This is a genomic window from Roseomonas rosulenta (assembly GCF_016106005.1).
Taxonomy (GTDB): domain Bacteria; phylum Pseudomonadota; class Alphaproteobacteria; order Acetobacterales; family Acetobacteraceae; genus Neoroseomonas; species Neoroseomonas rosulenta.
Window position 1 is genome coordinate 1 of sequence record NZ_JACADR010000374.1, and the last position, 3,604, is coordinate 3,604.

Genomic DNA, 3,604 nt, shown 5'->3' on the forward strand with positions numbered 1-3,604 from the left:
GGCAGGCACTCGCCGTGCGGGTGCCGCCGGCGCAGGCGCGCGAGGCCGCCGCGCGGATCGCCGCCGAGACGGCGCGCGGCCCGGTCGCGGCGGTTGATCGGCCACTCGTCCGTTTCGTCCAGTCGGCACTGGCCAGCACCGGCGGCTGGACGCGACCCATTGATGGCCGCGACGGCCCGGAGATCCGCGCCGCGCTGGGGACCTTCGCCGCAAGCCAGGGGATTTCCGCCTCGAGGCCCTACGACCCCGCGGTGATCGATCGACTGAGGGAGCGCGTCCGCTGACGGCCTGATGCCGGGGCCACCGGGCCTATCGCGTCACGCCGAGAGTCGGGTCGATGGACGGCAGGCCGAGCAGGCTGTCCACCTGCGTAACCACCGCCGCGCTGACCGGCCGGTTCGCGGCGGCCGCGAGTTCCTGCGCCCGTGCCTCCGCGATCGCCTGGTCACGAAGGGCTACCTCGGTCGGGGTCCGCGTCGGCATCGAGAGCGCGCTGAGCATCGCTTGCTGATACGAGGCGATTTGTCCGACGCGGGAATTCGGCGCGGCGTTGGCCCGCGCCGTCGGCGAGGCATGGGCGGCGTTTAGGGCACCCAGTGCGCTGGCGACGGCGCCGCGGTCGCGCCCGGCATCATTGCCGCGGCCCAGACCAGCCCCGACACCTCTGCCTGATGCGGCTGCACCCGCGTCGCCACGCCCGCCGCCCACGCTACCGCCACGGCCGCCGGCATTCGCCGCACCATTTCCGGGCGACTGGCCACCTGCGTTACCGCCGCCGTGACCGCCGGCATTGCCGCCGCCAGCACCGCCGCTAGCACCGGATCCGCCAGCACCGCCTGAGCCGCCACCTCCGCCGCCGCCTCCCCCGCCACCGCCTCCGCCACCTCCCCCGCCACCGCCGCCACCACCGCCTCCTCCGCCACCACCACCAGCGGCGTGGGCGCCTGCATCAAACAGGTTCAGTGGGGATGGCAGCGTGGCGAAGGCGATACCGCCAAGCAGCAAGAGAATGCGGGATAAGGGCATCGGCCGGACGGTGCTGGACATGGGGCCTCCGTATCCTTCGCGGCTCTCACACGCGCTGGAGGATGAACCCCCTGGCGCGTCGCCGCAATCCGCTCCACCTAGCCACCATGACAGTGTTTACCGGTATCGTCGTCTTCCTGCTCGTCTGGTGGACGGCGCTGTTCTGCGTCCTGCCGATCGGCACACGCCCCGACCCCGATGGCGACATCGAATCCGGCGGGTGGCGTGGCACGCCGGTGGTGGCGAATCTGGGCTGGAAGGTGCTCGGCACCACCGTGCTCACGGCGGTCATCTGGGGGATTATCTGGTGGGTGATCGAGAGCGACTGGCTCTCGTTCCGCACCGGCTTCCTGGCGATGCCCTGACCTGATCGCTGAAGCGGCAGCGATGAAAGGGAACTGCCTGCGAATGGCGCAGGATGCGTCTGGAAGGCGCATTTTCCGGCTCCGCGGGCAGGCTTTGCGATTGTCGGCGGGCCACCGCGCCAGCATCCTGGGTGCAGGAAGAGATTGGTTCTCTTTCTGCCGTGTGACTGGCGTTTCCTCCCTAAACTTGGGCCGCGACCTTCGGGGCGCGGCCCTTTCTTTTTGCGCCGCACACGCCCCTTCCGGCGCGGAGCCGCCGCCGGTAGGTTCGCGCGCTCACACACCATAGGGTCACGCCGTGCGCCTCTCCCGCGCCTTCCTGCCGACGCTCAAGGAAACCCCCGCCGAGGCGCAGATCGCCTCCCACCGGCTGATGCTGCGCGCGGGGCTCGTGCGGCAGACCTCGGCCGGCATCTATGCCTGGCTGCCCGCCGGGCTGCGCGTGCTGCGCCGCGTCGAGCAGATCGTGCGCGAGGAACAGGACCGCGCCGGCGCGCAGGAGATCCTGATGCCGACGATCCAGCCGGCCGAGCTCTGGCGCGAATCCGGCCGCTACGACGACTACGGCAAGGAGATGCTGCGCATCCGCGACCGGCACGAGCGCGAGATGCTGTTCGGCCCGACCAACGAGGAAATGGTCACCGACATCTTCAAGCAGTTCGCGAAGTCCTATCGTGACCTGCCCCGCAACCTGTATCACATCCAGTGGAAGTTCCGCGACGAGGTGCGCCCGCGCTTCGGCGTGATGCGCGGGCGCGAATTCCTGATGAAGGACGCCTATTCCTTCGACGCCACCCAGGCCGGCGCGCAGCATTCCTACCGCCAGATGTTCCTGGCCTATCTGCGGACCTTCCAGCGCATGGGCCTGACCGCGGTGCCGATGCGCGCCGATACCGGGCCGATCGGCGGCAACCTCAGCCACGAGTTCATCATACTGGCCGAGACGGGCGAGAGCGGCGTCTTTTACGACGCCACCTACGAGACCACCGACTGGGCCGGGACGCATGTCTCGACCGACGATGTCGCGGGGCTCGAGGCCTTCTTCAACGGCGTGACCGCCGCCTATGCCGCGACCGACGAGATGCACGACGAAGCCGCCTGGGCCGCCGTGCCGGCCGAGCGCCGCCGAGAGGGGCGGGGGATCGAGGTGGGCCACATCTTCTACTTCGGCACCAAGTACAGTGCGGCGATGGGCCTGTCCGTCGCTGGGCCGGAGGGCACGACGATCATCCCCGAGATGGGCTCCTACGGCATCGGCGTGAGCCGCCTGGTCGGCGCGCTGATCGAGGCCAACCACGACGAGGCCGGCATCAAGTGGCCCGATGCCGTCGCCCCCTGGGCTGCCGCCGTGCTGAACCTTCGCCAGGGCGATGCGGCGACGGATGGGATGTGCGAGGACCTCTACGCCCGCCTCGGCGACGCCGCGGTCTATGACGACCGCGCCGCGCGCGCGGGCGAGAAATTCGCCGATGCCGATCTGATGGGCTTCCCCTGGCAGGCGATCATCGGCCCGCGCGGCGCGGCCGCCGGGCGCGTCGAGCTGAAGCGCCGCGCCACCGGCGAACGCGTCGAACTCGGCCTCGAGGAGGCGGTGGCGCGCATCCGCGCGACCAGCGGCGGATGAAGGATGACTGGTGGCAGGCTTGGCTGGACGGGGCCTATTTCCTGCTCTTTGCCGGGCTGGGCTTCGGCACCATGGCGCTGCTGCTGAGCGATTCACCGGTCTGGGCCTGGGCGGTGGTGGGCGTGCCGCTCGGCCTGATGGCCGGCGGCATCCTCAAGCTGCTCGGCCCCATGCCGTGATGTTCGACGCCTTCGAACGCGCCGTCGCCTTCCGCTACCTGCGCGCGCGCAAGGGGGAGCGTCTGGTCTCGATCACCGCCATCTTCTCGCTGGTGGGCATCACGCTCGGCGTCGCCACGCTGATCATCGTGACCAGCGTGATGAACGGCTTCCGGGCCGACCTGATGAACCGGATCATCGGTCTGAATGGGCATCTGACGGTGCAGCCCGAGCGCGGACGCGCACTGCCCGACGCCGAGGCGATCGCCGCACGGCTCGCAGCCCTGCCCGGCGTGGCACAGGCGGCGCCGGCCGTCGAAGGCCAGGTGCTGCTGTCGGGCCCCGGCGGCACCGCGGCCGCCGCACAGCTGCGCGGCCTGCCGCCCGAGGCGCTGCGCGCACGCCCCGCCATCCGGCGCGGGCTGCGCCAG

Annotated in this window: 7 protein-coding genes; 5 read left to right on the plus strand and 2 right to left on the minus strand. The window is 70.8% G+C overall.

Annotated elements, in window-relative coordinates; translation table 11 throughout:
* Positions 1-284 (plus strand): hypothetical protein (locus tag HW578_RS24415; protein WP_232479251.1); only part of this gene is annotated, 284 nt, incomplete at its 5' end.
* A gap of 25 nt (positions 285-309) precedes the next feature.
* On the opposite strand, the gene HW578_RS24420 is transcribed toward HW578_RS24415, so the two are convergent.
* A complete protein-coding gene (locus tag HW578_RS24420) occupies positions 310-501 on the minus strand; it encodes a hypothetical protein (protein WP_232479252.1) in 192 nt (63 codons plus the stop codon).
* Between the two features lie 83 nt (positions 502-584).
* Entirely contained in the window at positions 585-950 is a 366-nt protein-coding gene (locus tag HW578_RS24425) for a hypothetical protein (RefSeq protein ID WP_198373308.1), read from the minus strand.
* Positions 951-1,133: 183 nt separating this feature from the next.
* On the opposite strand from HW578_RS24425, the gene HW578_RS24430 reads away from it, so the two are divergent.
* The 4 genes from HW578_RS24430 to HW578_RS24445 form a co-directional block, all read left to right on the plus strand.
* Positions 1,134-1,391 carry a DUF1467 family protein gene (locus HW578_RS24430; RefSeq protein ID WP_198373309.1) on the plus strand — a complete coding sequence of 86 codons (258 nt, stop codon included), beginning with the start codon at positions 1,134-1,136 and terminating at the stop codon, positions 1,389-1,391.
* A 298-nt stretch (positions 1,392-1,689) separates the two neighbouring features.
* On the plus strand, positions 1,690-3,015 hold the full coding sequence (gene proS / locus HW578_RS24435; RefSeq protein WP_198373310.1) for a proline--tRNA ligase: 1,326 nt from the start codon (positions 1,690-1,692) through the stop codon (positions 3,013-3,015).
* A complete protein-coding gene (locus tag HW578_RS24440; protein WP_198373311.1) occupies positions 3,012-3,194 on the plus strand; it encodes a hypothetical protein in 183 nt (60 codons plus the stop codon). Before proS ends, HW578_RS24440 begins: the two co-directional genes overlap by 4 nt.
* Positions 3,194-3,604: ABC transporter permease (locus HW578_RS24445; protein ID WP_198373312.1), on the plus strand; the 411-nt coding region annotated here is incomplete at its 3' end. The genes HW578_RS24440 and HW578_RS24445, both read left to right, overlap by 1 nt.

Coding starts and splice junctions, on each gene's coding strand:
- HW578_RS24420 (WP_232479252.1), bottom strand. CDS start 501: ATGCTCAGCGCGCTCTCGATGCCGACGCGGACCCCGACCGAGGTAGCC.
- HW578_RS24425 (WP_198373308.1), bottom strand. CDS start 950: ATGCAGGCGCCCACGCCGCTGGTGGTGGTGGCGGAGGAGGCGGTGGTG.
- HW578_RS24430 (WP_198373309.1), top strand. CDS start 1,134: ATGACAGTGTTTACCGGTATCGTCGTCTTCCTGCTCGTCTGGTGGACG.
- HW578_RS24440 (WP_198373311.1), top strand. CDS start 3,012: ATGAAGGATGACTGGTGGCAGGCTTGGCTGGACGGGGCCTATTTCCTG.